This window comes from Bacillus sp. ISL-46 (assembly GCF_018613205.1).
Map to the genome: position 1 here is coordinate 64,217 of NZ_JAGGQR010000026.1, position 16,131 is coordinate 80,347.

A 16,131-nucleotide genomic window follows, 5' to 3' on the forward strand; every position below is an offset into this window, starting at 1 on the left:
TCCAAGAGTCCTATTAGGGCTCTTTTTGTTTTGTTCAATTTAAAATCGAGAGGAAGATGTTAATGGATTTTCACTTACTTGCATTTCTACCAAAGATCATTGTAACAATGTTGCTTTTTTATTTTTTAGTCAAAGTATTGGATTTTGTTTCGGGCCTGCTAAAAACGTGGAAGGGGGTTGTAAAGTATCAATCTCGTATTATGCGTGACGGTATTATCAGATGGATTGGCGAGTTAGTGGGGATTGTTTTTGTTCTGGCCATTGATTTTGTATTAGGACTAAATTTTTATTTAACTGGATTTACCCTGGCACTTTTCATCTACAAAGAAGGTGGGAGCATCGTGGAAAACTTAAAAGCCATCGAGGTTATTTTACCCAAAGAGGTTAGTGAGAAATTAAAAAGCTTTGATAAAGGAGAGGGCAAATAATGGGTCTATTTAAAATTAGTTTAGATGCAGGACATGGGTTAGATACGGCGGGGAAACGCGTACCGGATAACAGTATGCACGAATGGGAGTTTAATCAAGGTGTCGTTAAATACATCATGGATGAACTAAGGAATTACGATGTCAAAGTGCTACGTGTGGATGATCCAACAGGAGAAACAGATGTTCCACTTGGAACTAGAACAACCAATATTAATAATTGGGGTTCAGATGTTCATATTTCAGTACATGCTAATGCAGCAAGTGACGAGTGGGGGCCGGCTCATGGTATTGAAACATTCACTTACCTTACACCCTCTAAAGCTTCAACAGAATTAGCAATAAAGGTTCAAAAATCACTGATTAAAGCAACAGGGTTAACGGATAGAGGCGTTAAAAAAGCCGATTTTCATATGTTGCGCAAATCGAATATGCCAGCTATCTTGGTTGAGTGTGGATTTATGAGCAACAAAGAAGAAGCTAATCTTTTGAAATCCGATGATTACCGCAAAAAAGTAGCCCTCGCAATCATTGCGGGCATTGCGGAACAATTCGACCTAAAGAAACGTGCGGCAGTGGCTACAAAACCACAAGTAAAGGTAAATGTTATCACTGGATGGTACACAGAGGGTTCCAGTGGCTTAGCTGCTCTTGAAAAATTTTTAAAAGACCATGGCTGGAAATATCGTAAAGAACAAGTTAAATAAATCCTCTTTCTTTAGTGGTTAAAAAAGGAATTATCCACTATTTGGGCGAATAGTGTTAGATAACCACTTGAAGAAATGAGGATGAATTAATTGAATACGGTAGAAGAAACGATTAAGATGGCTGGTTTCGGTAAAAGGAAAATGATGCGCAAGCAAATTGAATTGTTTGAAAAAGATCTTTTAGCAGGCGAAGAATTACTCGGTGTGGCCACATCCTTTCCAAAGCCAACTGAACAACTATATGTAACAAATAAGAGGATTTTCTCTCACAAGATTAAAGGTGTTTTTGAAAATGAAAAAGTTGAAATTCCTCTTTCGTCAATCTCTTCAGTTAACACCAAAGTAAAGGGGCTAAGCGCTGAAATAGAGATTGTAACATCAAATAATAAATGTTCAGTAGAAAAAATACCGTTAAACATAGCACCTGAAATCAAAAAATTAATTGATTCTTTAGTAATGTAAAGGAAGCCCTTCTCACTTGAGAGGGGCTTGTTTCTGTTTAAAACGGCAAATTATCATTCATCGATTTATTCCACTCTTCTTTTTCCAGGTCAATCACCAGCTGCGTGATATCCTTATCACCATCCACAATAATCTTTTCTAATTCTGCTCGGTGAGCCATTTCTTTCTTGATTTGTTTCCAAAAATCTAAAGCCACTTTTTCAGGGTTCCTGCCCCTTAAAGGAAATGTACCAGTTCGCAAGGCTCTACTATCAGACTTGTAGTGTATCTCAATCACTACGTTCATTTTCTTTATCCTCTCCTTTAATTAACTGATCCACGGATATTGAAAGAGCTTCAGCGATAATGGTAGCTGCTTTTAAATCAGGCTGCGTCTTATTCTGTCTCCACTTCGAAAAAGTTTGCTCAGAAACCCCACAAAGCTTTGCAACATGCTTGTTTTTTAATCCTCTCTTATCCATCCAGTAGTCCAACTTATTCTCAAACATATGTATCCTCCTGCCTTTTATAACCATTTCTACAAATCAATTTAAAATCCTTTCAAAAAAAGTTTAATAAAAATTAAACTTTTCTTTCATGGACAGGCAATATCACTGGAATATGGGCATAGGCTATTAACACGAAAGTTACACAGTACCTACACAGTAGAATCTATGTAACTACCTAAGCTACTACACAGTATCTACCGTGTATCTCTAGTGAGGTTGTACAGGTAGAAAGGGGGATTTAATAGGAAATTTAAAATCTGTTAAGTAACGAAGCGAAGCGGAGAACGAGGAGGGGGAGAGGGCGAGGGGGAACCAGAAGAAAATTCAAATAATTAGACAATTAAATATTCTGAAAATTAGGAGTGTTTGCAATGAGTAAAACAATCGTGTTTTTAGAGAATGTTTTAAAAGTAGCGACAAAACCAGAGGATATTGAGTTTCTAGTACAGCTTTTATTTGATTTAAAAAGGGGGAAATAATAATGTTCGGACCTGGTATTTTAATAGCTGGCGGCAGCTGCATAGCATTAGCTTTATTAGATAAGGTAGCGGAAGACTGTGGAATCCAATGGTTAGGCACTACTTTAAAAATCATTGTACCTGTGGCTGCTATGGTATTAAGTGTATATTTTCTTCAAACTAACGCTTTGCTGGGGTGGTTACGATGAGTATATGGGCCAAATTAAAAGCACGTAAGCAGCTAGTAAAAGCATTCAGAACAGCAGAGATCTACCGTACCTATTCCACAGATAATGGAGACCGTTATATCCTTCCTAAAATCCACTATGTATCTATTACTGAACAATCCACTGAATATGTCTTCACGTTGCCTACTGGTGTTAATCCTGACCTATTAAAAAAGCATTTTTATGTGTTCCAGCAAGTATTTGGCCAGCAAACAAAACTAGAAGGAGAGGTTAAGAAATTCGTATTAACAATTGGCCATACTAAGCTGCCAAAAGAATTAACCTACCGTTATAACGATATCGTTCGCGCTATACAGGGCTTCGAAATGCCTATCGTATGTGGAAAAGACAGCTCTGGTAATTGGATAGTGTATGACGCTGTTACGGAGCCGAATTGCCTCATTTCAGGCGAACCAGGGGCAGGAAAAAGCACACAATGTCGTAGCATTTTAACAACTCTTATCCAGAACAAAACACCAGATGAACTCCATATTTACCTGGGCGACTTGAAAATGAGTGAATTCTTTCTCTTCAAAGGTGTAGAGCACGTAAAAAGTGTCTGTATCTATACCGAGGATATGGCCAGAATGCTTAAACACCTACACAAAGAGATAAAGCGTAGGGGTGAACTGCTAGAAAAACACAGAGTCACTCATATTACGAAGGTGCCAGGGAAAAACCCATTTATTCTATTAGCAATCGATGAAATTGTAATGATTATGGACGATAAAGAAATGAAAAAACAAATTGTGCAGATAGCGTCACTGGGTCGGGCACTTGGTATTTACTGTATGCTCAGTCTCCAGAGACCTTCTCACGATATATTAGACACGAAAATTAGAAGTCTACTTACAGTCCGAATGGGTTTCAGGACGACAGATGCTTCTAATTCAAAAATAATCGGCACTCCTGGCAGTGAACGGATCAGCAAGAAGATTCCAGGTCGTTTTCTTATCAAGCGTGACGATATATCGGAGTTACAAGCTCCGTATTTAACAGAGGAAAAGGCTGAGAAGCTTCTCGCAGCATACAGGATAGATGGATGGAAGGATATGTTTGTAGGCTCTAAGGCTACTGGAAAGAAAAAAGAATCTAAGAAACCTACTGAAAAGGACGTGTTTAACGATGCTAAATAATCGCGATAAAGCCATTATTAAGGATTTAAATAGATTTAGAGTGATGGATAGGGATAGTATAGCGGAGCTTCATTTCTCCAGCGTGAAAAAGCCAGAACGGGCGGCTAATAACGTATTACTTCGCTTATTGAGGGATGGAGAGATCCAGCGTTCTAGGTCGTTCGTGCCGTACGTATATTTTGGGCCAGAAATCAATATGAAACAGAACAGTGCTAAAATTGCTCATTTCTTGGCCATATTAAACACTTACAAAGAAATGCGTAAACTTGGGAAACTTACTACTTTCCTTGTGGAACCTAAGTACGGCAGCAAGGGCATTGTGGAACCTGACATATTTGCTCAATTCAGAGACACTAATTTTTTTATAGAGGTTCAAAGAACCATCTATTCTGAAAAACAAATGACAGAAAAGATTAATCGATATTTAGAATTTTTTCATTCTGGTGTAATGGCTAAACCATTCCCTCACCTTTTAATACTTTCAGAACAACGGTATGCGATTGATATGGAGCTGCCCTTTGAACTGTTTCAAGCCCAATCATTTACTCAATTTGCGGACTCTCTAAAGGAAAAGAAAGCACCTACACAGATTCAAATAAATAGCACTAAAACAAATTTAAGGCTGAAAACAAATTAAGGAGTGATCTGGATGTTTAAAGTAGTTGTAGAGGAATTAGAGTATAAGCATTGTGAAAAATGCGGAGTACACAGAAAACATGAAGCTTTTAAAGTTAAGGGTAAAAACAGAAAAGCTGTAGCGGATGTAGACAAAATAAGTAAAACTATTTGCGCCCACTAGGGTGCTTTTTTTATAAATAAATGGGCAGTATAGACTGCCCACATATTGCCCATTTTTTGCCCATTCAATTTTGAAACGCTATTAAAAGTTTTGAAAAATAATAAACTATAAACCTTAGAAACAAAGGAATATGATAAACGTTGAAACGATAAAATTAAACAAAATTATTCGGTCTATGAGATGGAGAAAATGTTTAAACGGGTTATGTAACTAAGAAGAACGTTCCTATTTTATTAGGGTGCGTTCTTTTTTTGAGTGTTGGTTAAGTGATTTTATTGAAAAGATGGATGGCTCTACGTGCCCGAAACCGAGGGTAAACATTGAATATGGTAACGTAGACAGGTCCTACGTGCCCGAAACCGAGGATAACCAATGAGCCCGGTCACGTAGAGAGGTCCTACGTGCCCGAAACCGAGGATAACCAATGAACCCGGTCACGTAGAGAGGTCCTACGTGACCGAAACAAAGGGAAAACATTGACCACGGTCACGTAGAGAGGTCCTACGTGCCCGAAACCGAGGATAACCAATGAACCCGGTCACGTAGAGAGGCCCTACGTGCCCGAAACCGAGGAAAACCAATGAACCCGGTCACGTAGAGAGGCCCTACGTGCCCGAAACCGAGGAAAACCAATGAACCCGGTCACGTAGAGAGGCCCTACGTGCCCGAAACCGAGGATAACCAATGAACCCGGTCACGTAGAGAGGTCCTACGTGACCGAAACAAAGGAAAAACATTGACCGCGGTCACGTAAAGAGGTCCTACGTGCCCGAAACAGAGAAAAAACATTGACCGCGGTCACGTAGAGAGGTCCTACGTAACCGAAATCGAGGGGAAATAAAGAATCGGGTAACGTAGACATGCTATTCATGACGACCCAAAAGAAAAAAAGCTGCAGAAAAGGATTTTTCTGCAGCTTTGATATTACTATTAATTTGAGTGCAATCTCTGGAAATGATCTTGCCGCCAAAGTTGCTTATTTCACAGCTACTGGAAGCTTGCTCATATACATTAGGGCCTTTCCAGTTCCTATGGCTACCGATTCTAGAGGGTTTGGGGCAAGCTGGACAGGAACAACTATCTCTTCACTTAGCCATGCCTCCATCCCATTCAATAATGCTCCTCCGCCAGTTAGAATTACGCCCCTGTCGACAATGTCTCCACTTAGCTCTGCTGGGCAATCCTCTAGGGTTGCACGAATGGCTTCTAAAATATGCAATAGTGCTTCCTTGATCGCCACACGAATTTCATAGGATGATAGTTTAATCGTTTTTGGCAGTCCAGTTAAAAGGTCGCGTCCGCGGACATCCATGAAACGTTCTTCATGGTCAATGAGAGCAAAACCAATTTCTATTTTGATGTTTTCCGCAGTTCTTTCACCAATTAGGATATTATATTCTTTCCGAACATGTTGAATAATGTCTTCATCGAGGCGGTCACCGCCAATTTTAATGGAATGGCATGCAACTACCCCGCCAAAAGAAATAATTGCTACCTCAGTATTGCCGCCGCCAATATCCACTACCACATTGGCAACTGGTTCATCGACAGGTAATCCAGCACCAATTGCGGCTGCAACTGGTTCCTCAATTAAGCTGATTTTTTTTGCCCCAGCCTGTCTTACTGCATCTTGGATCGCTCTTCTTTCCACACTTGTGGAACCGGATGGAATACTAACAACGACATTTGGTTTGCGAACAGCAAAACCAATCTTCTTGGATGCAATGCGCATAATGTGTTTTAGCAATTCAGTGGTTACATCATAATCTGCTATTACGCCATCCTTCATGGGACGAATGGCGACGATTTTTTCAGGTGTCTTTCCTATCATTTCCTTTGCTTCTGTACCAACAGCTACAACATTTTTTGTCACTGTATCAATCGCCACAACAGAAGGCTCATTAATAACGATTCCTTTATTTTTACTATAAACTAGTATATTTGCAGTTCCTAAATCAATACCAATATCAAAAGTAGATAACATATTATTTCACCTAATTTCCCTATTTTTCATTCAAAATAAGCTACGCGTTAGTCTACCATAAATTTGGGGGTGGAAAGCCTTTTGTAAATGAACCGTTATCCTTTTGTAAATTAACATGAAAATTATTCCTATTTGGGAAGGAAAATGGATAAAATAAATTCATGTCAAATTAACGGCATAGAAATCAACTTTTATGTATATACTAGTTTGATGTTCAACTGCTTTTAAAAATTATGTTACGATAAAGGGGTGGAAGTGGAATCATAAACCTGCTTTCACTGAAAATGGGATAAGGCAGTGTGAAAATATTGGATTCAAAACAAAAATTATTAGTGATCATCGGACCAACCGCCGTTGGAAAAACAAAGTTAAGTATCGAAATGGCTAAACGCTATAATGGTGAAATTATCAGCGGAGATTCTATGCAAATTTATCGTGGCATGGATATTGGGACGGCAAAAATCAAAAAGGATGAAATGGAAGGTATTCCTCACTATCTGATTGATATTAAAGAGCCTTTTGAAAATTTTTCCGTTGCTGAATTTCAACTCCTTGTTCGGGCTAAAATAGGTGAGATTGCTAAAAAGGGAAAGCTGCCTATTATTGTCGGTGGAACAGGGTTGTATATACAGTCCGTCATTTATGATTATCAATTTTCTGATGTATCAGGCGATGAGTCCTATCGTCTTAAGCTAGAGGAAAGAGCCACGAAAATAGGGAATGAGGCACTTTATAAAGAATTGTTGGAGGTGGATCCAGGTAGTGCTTCACAAATCCATCCAAATAATATAAGAAGAGTCATTCGCGCACTTGAAATCTTCCATCTTACAGGTAAGACGATGCAAGAATTCCAAAGCACACAACAACCAGATCTTTTGTACAATACAGCAATAGTTGGTTTATCGATGGAACGCGAGAAACTTTATGAGCGCATTAATTATCGAGTAGATTTAATGATGGAGGAAGGGCTTATCGAGGAAGTAAAAGGTTTGTATCAAAGGGGTTTGCGCGATTGTCAATCGATCCAAGCAATTGGCTACAAAGAAATGTATGCCTATTTAGAAGGGAAAGTACCCTTAGAAGTAGCTATAGAGAATTTAAAACAAAATTCAAGAAGATACGCAAAAAGGCAATTAACTTGGTTTCGGAACAAAATGGATGTATCATGGTTTGATATGACCGATGTGGAGAACACCTCAAAAAAAATAACGGAAATTTCACGTTGTGTTGAAGGAAAGCTTAAAGTAAAATCGAATACATATTAGTAGAGATAAAAGAGGAGGAAATACAAATGAAAACAACAATCAATATTCAGGATCAATTTTTAAACCAGTGCCGCAAAGATAACATACACGTTACCGTCTTTTTACTTAACGGTTTTCAATTAAGAGGCCAAATTAAGGGCTTTGATAATTTTACAGTTCTTTTTGAATCAGAAGGAAAGCAACAATTAGTATATAAGCATGCAATTTCAACTTTTGCACCGCAAAGAAACGTGCAGCTTGAACTGGATAACCAATAAGTCATTTTTAGAAGCCCAAACATTGGGCTTTTTTTATTTATATAGCTCTGTTAAAGTTCATTGTTGATATTGGCACCATGTTGATTGGAGCGGAAATCGAAGCGCCTGAAGCGGAAATCAACATGCCAATTTAACATAACTATTTATTTAAAAAAACTTTTTTAATGAAATTCAGGGAGTTTGAATACATATAAAATGAAGGATTATGCATTCCTTTGTACAAATAATCAGTTCAGAATGTAAATTCTGAGTGGCCATAAAAACTCATCATATAAACTGTTGGTAAAAATGAGAGGTGAAAGCTTTGGACCAACCCATCAGAATGAAAAGTAACGGCCAAATAAGAGTAGTTCTCAATTCACAAATAGGGAAAACGATGACAAAAGAGTTACCTGACTTTCAGGTGGTTCCAAAGGACATTCCACCTGAGCATTCGGCTCTAAAGGAAATTGAAGAGGAGTTAGGGGCTCTTGTTGGCATGGAAGAAATGAAAAAGATGATAAAGGAAATTTATGCATGGATTTACGTGAATAAAAAACGTGAGGAAATGGGTTTAAAAGCAAGAAAACAAGCCCTCCATATGATGTTTAAAGGAAATCCTGGAACAGGTAAAACGACAGTCGCTAGATTAATAGGTAAGTTATTTCAAAAAATGAGCGTTTTAACAAAAGGACACTTAATTGAGGCGGAACGTGCGGACCTCGTGGGGGAGTATATTGGTCATACAGCACAGAAGACAAGGGATTTAATCAAGAAGGCCCAAGGGGGAATTTTGTTCATCGATGAGGCTTACTCATTGGGGCGCGGCGGTGAGAAGGATTTCGGCAAAGAAGCAATCGATACACTGGTTAAGCATATGGAAGATAAGCAGCATGAGTTTATTCTTATCCTTGCTGGATATTCCCGTGAAATGGAGTATTTCTTGACCCTTAATCCTGGGCTCCATTCACGCTTTCCGTTAGTTATTGATTTTCCTGACTACAATATAAATCAATTAATGGAAATTTCGGCGAGGATGTTAATCGAAAGAGAATACACGTTTAGCCATGAGGCGGAAAAAAAGTTAAAAGAACATTTAATATGGGTTAAAGCGGTATTAAGTCCAAATAGTTTTTCAAATGGAAGGTATGTACGAAATATCATTGAAAAATCGATCCGCGCCCAGGCCATGAGGCTGCTCATGTTAAATAGTTATGACAGGCATGAATTAATGACAATTAGAAGTAATGATCTTGTGTTTGAAGAAGATTAGAGACAAAAAAACGGCAGATTCTAAGCAATCTGTCGTTTCTATTTGGATTAGTCATTAATTGGCCTCAAATTTACGTATCGGCAGCTTCCAATCAAAGGTATAGGAAAGGACGCGTAAAACCGTCACAAGGAAAAAGAGAGAATACAATTCCCAAGAATGCGTCACGATCTTAAGTCCGATAAATAAGCCTGTCAATATCGCCCAAATTGCATAGATTTCCGATCGTAAGACGATTGGTTTTCTTCCTGCCAATAAATCACGAATAATCCCGCCGCCGATTCCGGTTAGCACCGCTGCAACAATAACTGCACTAAGCGGGTGATTCATTTTAACGGCGTAAAGAGCACCTTGGATGGCAAAGGCTGAAAGGCCAATCGCATCAAATAGGTTCCCCCATTTTTGCCAGTGTTTTAAAAGGTTGCTTGGAAATAAAAACACAGCAGTTATGGATAATAAGGCAATTTGAAAAAATAACCCTTGTTCCCAAAGTGCTGATACAGGTACACCGATTAATAGGTTTCGAATCGCCCCACCGCCAAAAGCGGTGACAATACCTAAAATGTATACGCCAAAAATATCATATTCCTCTTCCATCGCAACAATGGCCCCGCTAACGGCGAAGGCGATTGTTCCAATCATACTTAAAACTTCCCATGTCATCTATCCGAATTCTCCTTGAAATCTTTATTTTATTTAACTCTATGAAAATAGTAATAAAAATGTTATTAGAAAACAGTAAGATTATATCAAGATGTGAGGAAATTACAATAAGTTTTTTCTAATGTTGGGCAAATTAGAGTATACAACCTTTTTTTGTTATGATAGGAGATAGAAGATTACGGAAGGAACGATGCCTTATGGAACAAAAAGACACGAAAGAGAAGGCGATCCTCGTTGGCTGTCAGACCAATGGTGATACTGATTTGCGCTTTCATTATTCAATGGAAGAGTTAGGTGCACTAACAGAAACCGCTCAGGGTGAAGTATTGATGTCAGTCGTTCAAAAAAGGGACCGGCGCCACCCAGCTACCTATATAGGTAAAGGGAAAGTGGAGGAACTTAATGTCCTGGTGGATGAACTGGAGGCAGATATAGTCATTTTTAATGACGAGCTTTCACCAAGTCAAAAAAGAAATCTCTCTACGGACCTAAATGCTCGTATAATCGACAGAACCCAGCTCATCTTAGACATTTTTGCACAAAGAGCTCGCTCCAAAGAAGGTAAATTACAGGTTGAACTTGCCCAATTGCAATACATGCTTCCTCGTCTTGCGGGTCAGGGAACAGCATTATCCCGTTTGGGGGCTGGGATCGGAACAAGAGGACCTGGTGAAACAAAGTTAGAATCAGACCGCCGGCATATCCGCCGCAGAATCGATGAAATTAAAACCCAACTTTCTGTCATCGTTCAGCACAGGGATCGATACAGAGAAAGAAGAAAGAAAAATAAAACCTTTCAGGTCGCGATTGTCGGTTATACCAATGCCGGTAAATCCAGTCTTTTCAATCGTTTATCCGAAGCAGAATCGTACGAGGAAAATCAATTGTTTGCAACACTAGATCCAATGACACGAAAATTGATTTTACCCAGTGGTTTCCTAGCCTTGATTACTGATACGGTTGGGTTTATACAAGATTTACCGACAACACTTATTGCTGCATTTCGATCGACGCTTGAGGAAGTTAAGGAAGCTGATTTACTTCTTCATGTGGTCGATATGTCCAACCCAGATTATTTTCATCACGAAAAAACAGTTAAAAAGCTGCTTGAAGACTTAGAAGTTAAAGATATCCCGCAAATAACAGTATATAATAAAAAAGATATTCAGCATTCAGATTTTGTCCCAACCGCAGATACACCAACCGCATTTATTAGTGCATTTGATAAAGAGGACCGTCAAGCCTTGAAGCAGCAAATGGAGAAGGTTGTTATGGAAATGATGGATTCTTACGAAGTTCAGATTCCGTCCACAGAAGGAAAGCTGCTTTCTTTATTAAAAAATGAGACAATATTAAGAGAGCTTGTGTTTGATGAAGAAGATCAATTCTATCGATGCAAAGGATATACACTTCAGGATCATCAAATAACAGGACAATTACAGAAATTCACAATATAGATAGGAGTTACAACATGTTTCAACAGTTAAAAAATGGGGAAAAGCTTCAACCGATGGTAGAGGAAGTTGAACAACAAATCGCTAAAGTACATAAAGAAATAGACAATAGAATCGAATCAAATCAATTTCGGGTATTAAAAAGCTTTCAAAACAAAAGAGTGAGTGATTCACATTTTAATCCGTCGACCGGGTATGGCTATGACGATCATGGCAGGGATACTCTAGAAATGGTCTATGCAGACGTCTTTGGGGGAGAAGCAGGACTTGTTCGTCCGCAAATAATCTCAGGCACACATGCCATTTCCATTGCCTTATTTGGCGTTCTTCGACCTGGGGATGAACTTCTATATATAACGGGCAAACCCTATGATACGCTCGAAGAAATTGTTGGACTTCGTGGGAACGGGGTTGGCTCATTAAAGGAGTTTGGAATTTCCTATGATAGTGTAGCTCTGACGAATCAAGGTGGAATTGATTGGGAGGCTGTCGCACAGAAAATAAAACCGAATACAAAAATGATTGGCATTCAGCGTTCCAAGGGCTATGCCACAAGACCATCATTTACGATTGCAGAAATTGCAGAAATGATCACGTTTGTCAAAGAAATTAAACAGGATGTGGTCGTATTTGTAGATAATTGCTATGGGGAATTTGTTGAGGAGACCGAGCCTTGTCATGTCGGTGCGGACTTAATTGCAGGATCGCTTATCAAAAATCCAGGCGGCGGGATTGTGAAGACTGGCGGCTATATTGTTGGTAAAAAACAGTGGGTGGAGGCATGTTCATATCGAATGACTTCACCAGGGATAGGAGCCGAAGCAGGAGCGTCCCTCTATAGTCTTCAAGAAATGTATCAAGGCTTTTTTCTTGCCCCCCATGTGGTTGGCCAAGCATTAAAAGGGGCCGTTTTCACAGCTGCGATGTTGGAGAAATTAGGAATGAATTCTTCTCCGAAATGGAATGCTAAAAGAACGGACTTAATTCAGTCTGTCCAGTTTGATGACCGAGATAAAATGATTGCTTTTTGTCAGGCCATTCAATTCGCATCACCGATTAATTCTTATGTTACACCCCATGCCAGCTATATGCCTGGGTATGAAGACGATGTGATTATGGCAGCAGGTACTTTTATTCAGGGGGCGAGCATTGAACTCACTGCAGATGGACCGATTAGACCACCATATGTTGCCTATGTACAAGGCGGTTTAACATATGCACACGTAAAGATGGCTGTTTGTCTGGCCATAGACCACTTAACGGATAAAGGATTAATCGAATTGTTTTAGGAGAACAGCTAAATGTCAATAATTTTAAAAATTTTAATGTGAGAAAATCTAACATATCATTGACAACTTTTCTAACAAAAAATATAATAGTAATATAAGTAACCCGAGGGGAGGAGGAATTAGATGAGTGGCCAGGAAATTCGCCGTTCCATGCCACTGTTTCCGATCGGAACAGTCATGCAACTAACGGAACTTACAGCCAGGCAAATTCGTTACTACGAAGAACACCAATTGATTTCTCCGGCAAGAACCGAGGGGAATAGGCGTCTATATTGTTTAAATGATATTGATAGGCTTCTAGAAATTAAGGATTTAATTGATCAAGGTGTCAATATGGCTGGCATTAAACAATTGTTCCTAGTAAAAGAGCAACAATCAAACATTCTTGAACAACAAACAGAAAAGACTAAGCGCGAATTAACAGATGAACAGCTTAGAAAGCTGCTACGCAACGAAATGATGCATTTAGGTCGAAACAATCGATCCTCTTTACGTCAAGGAGATATGTCAAGATTCTTTCATTAATGTGGAAGTCTCTTTTTAAAAAATAGGAGGTAAGAAAATGGCAAAGTATTCAAGAGAAGATATTAAAAGATTAGCGGTCGAAGAAAACGTGAAATTTATTCGTTTGCAATTCACAGACATCCTTGGAACTATCAAAAACGTGGAGATTCCAATTAGCCAATTAGAAAAAGCACTTGATAACAAAATGATGTTTGACGGTTCTTCAATTGAAGGTTTTGTACGGATTGAAGAATCTGATATGTTACTATATCCTGATCTTAACACTTGGGTTGTTTTCCCGTGGACTGCAGAAAAAGGGAAAGTTGCCCGCTTAATTTGTGATATTTATACTCCTGAAGGAAAACCATTTGAAGGTGATCCTCGTAATAACTTAAGAAGAGTATTAAAAGAAATGGAAGACCTTGGATTCACTAGCTTTAACTTAGGGCCTGAACCGGAATTCTTCTTATTTAAATTAGATGAACAAGGAGAACCATCATTAGACCTAAACGATAAAGGCGGATATTTTGATTTAGCCCCTATCGACCTTGGCGAAAACTGCCGCCGCGATATCGTGCTTGAATTAGAAGAAATGGGCTTTGAAATCGAAGCTTCCCACCATGAAGTAGCACCAGGTCAGCATGAAATCGATTTTAAATATGCAGATGCACTAACAGCTTGTGACCAAATTCAAACGTTCAAGCTAGTTGTAAAAACAATTGCACGTAAACATGGTTTGCACGCAACATTCATGCCAAAACCATTGTATGGTGTCAATGGATCTGGAATGCACATGAATCTTTCATTGTTTAAGGATGGAGTTAATTCATTCTACGAACCATCGGGTGATCTAGAAATGAGTGATCATGCTCGTCAATTTATCGCTGGAATTCTAAAGCATGCACCAGCCTTTACAGCGGTAACAAACCCAACTGTAAACTCTTATAAGCGTCTTGTTCCTGGCTATGAAGCACCATGCTATGTGGCTTGGTCAGCTAGAAACCGTTCACCATTAATTCGTATTCCTGCTTCTCGTGGATTAAGTACACGTGTGGAAGTAAGAAGTGTAGACCCGTCTGCTAATCCATACCTTGCAATGGCTGTACTTCTTAAGGCTGGCTTAGACGGAATTAAAAACAAGTTAACTCCGCCGGCACCAGTTGACAGAAACATCTATGTAATGAGCAAAGAAGAGAGAATCGAAGAAGGTATCGTCGATCTTCCTGCAACATTAGCTCAAGCATTAGATCAACTAAAATCTGACGAAGTAATTGTGTCAGGTCTTGGCGAGCACATTATGGAACACTTTGTTGAAGCAAAAGAAATCGAGTGGGATATGTTCCGCACAGTCGTTCACCAATGGGAACGCGATCAATATATGAGCATGTATTAATCTCATCTAAAGCCCTGGCGCCTAGCGTCAGGGTTTTTCTATGTCGCGCTTCTTTTCTTAGATTCTCTCAGTGAATAATGCCATCCCATTGGCTACCCGGTTTGTTCCATTAAAACAATTACGGTAGCCAATAAGCCTGATTGACGACCCAATTGGTCTTTCTCAATAGGTTCGGTCGTCAATAGCCCAGATTATCGACCCAAATTGCTCTTTCTCAACGACTTCGGACGTCAATACCTACGATGGCTCTTTTTCCAATTAAGCATCCTCGATCATTCTAAATAAAATTAATAGGAATAGAATAGAAAGGAAGAGGTGCTTGATGTTCTTTAAAAATTCACAATTTTTACGGTTTACTTAATCCTAAATAATATATGCTTAAGTTGTAAACATTTGGGAGGTGCTCTAAATTGTATAAACTGCAAATTTGTAATGCTCTAACCCAAGAAATTCTACGAGAAAAGACGTATAAGAAGCCTGACCTTATTTTAAGTTTGATAGAATCAGGAACAAAAGGTCAGGAATGTTTTCTATTTGATGAACAGCGCAAGACGTTGAAAGGAACGTATGTTACACATTCCAGTTTTAACGAAGGGGACACGAAAGTATATAAAGTGCTTTTTAAGGTGAAACTATCTGAAATACAAGCAAGAATAGCGAAATAGGATTAAAGGAGTGGCTTATGGCTGCTCCTTTTTAGTTTGAGTATTAATGAAGCTCATCTGTCATAGAGACAACAGTACACGACCTCATTGTTATTCCTTTTGAACGGTCCCGTAGGAAAGCCACTACGCGCCCCAACTCTGTGAAATTGTACTGGAACGGTCACGTAGGACCCCTCTACGTGACCCAACTCGTAGGAATTCTTCCGGAAAGGTCACGTAGGTCGTCTCTACGTGCCTCAACTCTGTGAAATTGTACTGGAAAGGTCACGTAGGTCGTCTCTACGTGACCCAACTCGTAGGAATTCTTCTGGAACGGTCACGTAGGCCGTCACTACGTGCCCCAACTCTGTGAAATTGTTCTGGAACGGTCACGTAGGCTCCATCTACGTGCCCCAACTCGTAGAAATTCATCTAGAACGGACACATAGGCCGTCACTACGTGCCCCAACTCGTAGGAATTCTTCTGGAACGGTCACGTAGGCCGTCTCTACATGACCCAACTCGTAGGAATTCATCTAGAACGGTCACGTAGGCCGTCACTACGTGCCCCAACTCTGTGAAATTGTTCTGGAACGGTCACGTAGGTCGTCTCTACGTGCCCCAACTCGTAGAAATTCATCTAGAACGGTCACGTAGGCCGCCTCTACGTGCCTCAACTCGTAGAAATTCATCTAGAACGGTCACGTAGGCCGTCACTACGTGCCTC

The 16,131-nt window shown here is 39.5% G+C and carries 19 protein-coding genes; 15 read left to right on the forward strand and 4 right to left on the reverse strand.

Features of this window, described 5'->3' with window-relative positions; genetic code table 11:
* The first annotated feature begins 62 nt into the window (after positions 1 to 62).
* The 3 genes from J7E67_RS14910 (at position 63) to J7E67_RS14920 (ending at position 1,594) form a co-directional block, all read left to right on the forward strand.
* Positions 63 to 428: a phage holin family protein gene (locus J7E67_RS14910; protein ID WP_251026782.1), complete on the forward strand. Its 366-nt coding sequence runs from the start codon at positions 63 to 65 to the stop codon at positions 426 to 428.
* A complete protein-coding gene (locus J7E67_RS14915; RefSeq protein WP_214732247.1) occupies positions 428 to 1,132 on the forward strand; it encodes an N-acetylmuramoyl-L-alanine amidase in 705 nt (234 codons plus the stop codon). The genes J7E67_RS14910 and J7E67_RS14915 overlap by 1 nt, the downstream gene beginning before the upstream one ends.
* Before the next feature lie 90 nt (positions 1,133 to 1,222).
* Complete coding sequence (locus tag J7E67_RS14920) at positions 1,223 to 1,594, forward strand: PH domain-containing protein (protein WP_214732248.1); 372 nt, start codon at positions 1,223 to 1,225, stop codon at positions 1,592 to 1,594.
* Positions 1,595 to 1,631: 37 nt separating this feature from the next.
* Here J7E67_RS14920 and J7E67_RS14925 read toward each other — a convergent pair whose 3' ends face one another.
* A complete protein-coding gene (locus J7E67_RS14925; protein WP_214732249.1) occupies positions 1,632 to 1,880 on the reverse strand; it encodes a hypothetical protein in 249 nt (82 codons plus the stop codon).
* Positions 1,864 to 2,082, reverse strand: coding sequence for a helix-turn-helix domain-containing protein (locus J7E67_RS14930; protein ID WP_251026783.1), 219 nt, complete (start codon positions 2,080 to 2,082; stop codon positions 1,864 to 1,866). Before J7E67_RS14930 ends, J7E67_RS14925 begins: the two co-directional genes overlap by 17 nt.
* A gap of 481 nt (positions 2,083 to 2,563) precedes the next feature.
* On the opposite strand from J7E67_RS14930, the gene J7E67_RS14935 reads away from it, so the two are divergent.
* The 4 genes from J7E67_RS14935 to J7E67_RS14950 are packed head-to-tail and all read left to right on the forward strand — an operon-like array spanning position 2,564 to position 4,702.
* Positions 2,564 to 2,749 (forward strand): hypothetical protein, encoded by a 186-nt coding sequence (locus J7E67_RS14935; RefSeq protein WP_214732251.1) that lies wholly within the window; start codon positions 2,564 to 2,566, stop codon positions 2,747 to 2,749.
* Positions 2,746 to 3,903, forward strand: coding sequence for an FtsK/SpoIIIE domain-containing protein (locus tag J7E67_RS14940; protein WP_214732252.1), 1,158 nt, complete (start codon positions 2,746 to 2,748; stop codon positions 3,901 to 3,903). The genes J7E67_RS14935 and J7E67_RS14940 overlap by 4 nt, the downstream gene beginning before the upstream one ends.
* Positions 3,893 to 4,540 (forward strand): hypothetical protein, encoded by a 648-nt coding sequence (locus J7E67_RS14945; RefSeq protein ID WP_214732253.1) that lies wholly within the window; start codon positions 3,893 to 3,895, stop codon positions 4,538 to 4,540. The genes J7E67_RS14940 and J7E67_RS14945 overlap by 11 nt, the downstream gene beginning before the upstream one ends.
* 12 nt (positions 4,541 to 4,552) lie before the next feature.
* Positions 4,553 to 4,702 carry a hypothetical protein gene (locus J7E67_RS14950; RefSeq protein WP_214732254.1) on the forward strand — a complete coding sequence of 50 codons (150 nt, stop codon included), beginning with the start codon at positions 4,553 to 4,555 and terminating at the stop codon, positions 4,700 to 4,702.
* A 976-nt stretch (positions 4,703 to 5,678) separates the two neighbouring features.
* On the opposite strand, the gene mreBH is transcribed toward J7E67_RS14950, so the two are convergent.
* A complete protein-coding gene (gene mreBH / locus J7E67_RS14955; protein WP_214732255.1) occupies positions 5,679 to 6,686 on the reverse strand; it encodes a rod-share determining protein MreBH in 1,008 nt (335 codons plus the stop codon).
* A 308-nt stretch (positions 6,687 to 6,994) separates the two neighbouring features.
* Between mreBH and miaA the strand changes: the two genes are divergently transcribed.
* From miaA to spoVK, 3 genes are all read left to right on the forward strand, one after another.
* Positions 6,995 to 7,951, forward strand: coding sequence for a tRNA (adenosine(37)-N6)-dimethylallyltransferase MiaA (miaA, locus tag J7E67_RS14960; RefSeq protein WP_214732258.1), 957 nt, complete (start codon positions 6,995 to 6,997; stop codon positions 7,949 to 7,951).
* Between the two features lie 26 nt (positions 7,952 to 7,977).
* Positions 7,978 to 8,208 carry an RNA chaperone Hfq gene (gene hfq / locus J7E67_RS14965; RefSeq protein ID WP_088086525.1) on the forward strand — a complete coding sequence of 77 codons (231 nt, stop codon included), beginning with the start codon at positions 7,978 to 7,980 and terminating at the stop codon, positions 8,206 to 8,208.
* A 304-nt stretch (positions 8,209 to 8,512) separates the two neighbouring features.
* The gene (spoVK, locus tag J7E67_RS14970) at positions 8,513 to 9,460 is read left to right on the forward strand and encodes a stage V sporulation protein K (RefSeq protein WP_088086526.1); all 948 of its coding nucleotides are present in this window, start codon (positions 8,513 to 8,515) and stop codon (positions 9,458 to 9,460) included.
* A gap of 54 nt (positions 9,461 to 9,514) precedes the next feature.
* On the opposite strand, the gene J7E67_RS14975 is transcribed toward spoVK, so the two are convergent.
* A complete protein-coding gene (locus J7E67_RS14975) occupies positions 9,515 to 10,120 on the reverse strand; it encodes a trimeric intracellular cation channel family protein (RefSeq protein ID WP_214716009.1) in 606 nt (201 codons plus the stop codon).
* A 197-nt stretch (positions 10,121 to 10,317) separates the two neighbouring features.
* Between J7E67_RS14975 and hflX the strand changes: the two genes are divergently transcribed.
* The 5 genes from hflX (at position 10,318) to J7E67_RS15000 (ending at position 15,425) form a co-directional block, all read left to right on the forward strand.
* Positions 10,318 to 11,577, forward strand: a complete 1,260-nt coding sequence (gene hflX, locus J7E67_RS14980) for a GTPase HflX (RefSeq protein WP_214716008.1) — start codon at positions 10,318 to 10,320, stop codon at positions 11,575 to 11,577.
* 14 nt (positions 11,578 to 11,591) lie between these two features.
* Positions 11,592 to 12,863 carry a methionine gamma-lyase family protein gene (locus J7E67_RS14985; protein ID WP_214716006.1) on the forward strand — a complete coding sequence of 424 codons (1,272 nt, stop codon included), beginning with the start codon at positions 11,592 to 11,594 and terminating at the stop codon, positions 12,861 to 12,863.
* Between the two features lie 123 nt (positions 12,864 to 12,986).
* Entirely contained in the window at positions 12,987 to 13,388 is a 402-nt protein-coding gene (locus J7E67_RS14990; protein ID WP_214716005.1) for a MerR family transcriptional regulator, read from the forward strand.
* 37 nt (positions 13,389 to 13,425) lie between these two features.
* Positions 13,426 to 14,760 carry a type I glutamate--ammonia ligase gene (gene glnA / locus J7E67_RS14995; RefSeq protein ID WP_214716004.1) on the forward strand — a complete coding sequence of 445 codons (1,335 nt, stop codon included), beginning with the start codon at positions 13,426 to 13,428 and terminating at the stop codon, positions 14,758 to 14,760.
* Between the two features lie 410 nt (positions 14,761 to 15,170).
* Entirely contained in the window at positions 15,171 to 15,425 is a 255-nt protein-coding gene (locus tag J7E67_RS15000; RefSeq protein WP_214716003.1) for a hypothetical protein, read from the forward strand.
* Positions 15,426 to 16,131 lie beyond the last annotated feature (706 nt).

Bases quoted from the DNA above. Each gene is read 5' to 3' on its own strand.
- J7E67_RS14910 (WP_251026782.1), top strand. From the start codon at position 63: ATGGATTTTCACTTACTTGCATTTCTACCAAAGATCATTGTAACAATG.
- J7E67_RS14915 (WP_214732247.1), top strand. From the start codon at position 428: ATGGGTCTATTTAAAATTAGTTTAGATGCAGGACATGGGTTAGATACG.
- J7E67_RS14925 (WP_214732249.1), bottom strand. From the start codon at position 1,880: ATGAACGTAGTGATTGAGATACACTACAAGTCTGATAGTAGAGCCTTG.
- J7E67_RS14930 (WP_251026783.1), bottom strand. From the start codon at position 2,082: ATGTTTGAGAATAAGTTGGACTACTGGATGGATAAGAGAGGATTAAAA.
- J7E67_RS14935 (WP_214732251.1), top strand. From the start codon at position 2,564: ATGTTCGGACCTGGTATTTTAATAGCTGGCGGCAGCTGCATAGCATTA.
- J7E67_RS14940 (WP_214732252.1), top strand. From the start codon at position 2,746: ATGAGTATATGGGCCAAATTAAAAGCACGTAAGCAGCTAGTAAAAGCA.
- J7E67_RS14945 (WP_214732253.1), top strand. From the start codon at position 3,893: ATGCTAAATAATCGCGATAAAGCCATTATTAAGGATTTAAATAGATTT.
- J7E67_RS14950 (WP_214732254.1), top strand. From the start codon at position 4,553: ATGTTTAAAGTAGTTGTAGAGGAATTAGAGTATAAGCATTGTGAAAAA.
- mreBH (WP_214732255.1), bottom strand. From the start codon at position 6,686: ATGTTATCTACTTTTGATATTGGTATTGATTTAGGAACTGCAAATATA.
- hfq (WP_088086525.1), top strand. From the start codon at position 7,978: ATGAAAACAACAATCAATATTCAGGATCAATTTTTAAACCAGTGCCGC.
- J7E67_RS14975 (WP_214716009.1), bottom strand. From the start codon at position 10,120: ATGACATGGGAAGTTTTAAGTATGATTGGAACAATCGCCTTCGCCGTT.
- hflX (WP_214716008.1), top strand. From the start codon at position 10,318: ATGGAACAAAAAGACACGAAAGAGAAGGCGATCCTCGTTGGCTGTCAG.
- J7E67_RS14985 (WP_214716006.1), top strand. From the start codon at position 11,592: ATGTTTCAACAGTTAAAAAATGGGGAAAAGCTTCAACCGATGGTAGAG.
- J7E67_RS14990 (WP_214716005.1), top strand. From the start codon at position 12,987: ATGAGTGGCCAGGAAATTCGCCGTTCCATGCCACTGTTTCCGATCGGA.
- glnA (WP_214716004.1), top strand. From the start codon at position 13,426: ATGGCAAAGTATTCAAGAGAAGATATTAAAAGATTAGCGGTCGAAGAA.